Genomic DNA, 222 nt, shown 5'->3' on the forward strand with positions numbered 1-222 from the left:
ACCAAGTACAAACCGGAACGTATTGGGTTAGAATAGAAAACAACCTTACAGGCTGTTACATCACCGATAGTTTTGATGTCATCGTAGAGCAACTAGCAGAGCCAAATATCGTAGCATCGACAAACATTGCGTGTGTGAATTTTGGCGAAACGACGGTCAACAACACTTTGGTTTTAGACAGTCAAGTAACCGGAAATTACACCTTCGAATGGTATGCTGACG

The 222-nt window shown here is 42.3% G+C and carries 1 protein-coding gene; it reads left to right on the top strand.

The genetic code is table 11. The annotated features are described in order from the left end of the window. Positions 1-222: hypothetical protein (locus tag G6042_RS00045; protein ID WP_169522286.1), on the top strand; the 222-nt coding region annotated here is incomplete at both ends.

The sequence above is a fragment of the Flavobacterium solisilvae genome, from assembly GCF_012911605.1.
Taxonomy (GTDB): domain Bacteria; phylum Bacteroidota; class Bacteroidia; order Flavobacteriales; family Flavobacteriaceae; genus Flavobacterium; species Flavobacterium solisilvae.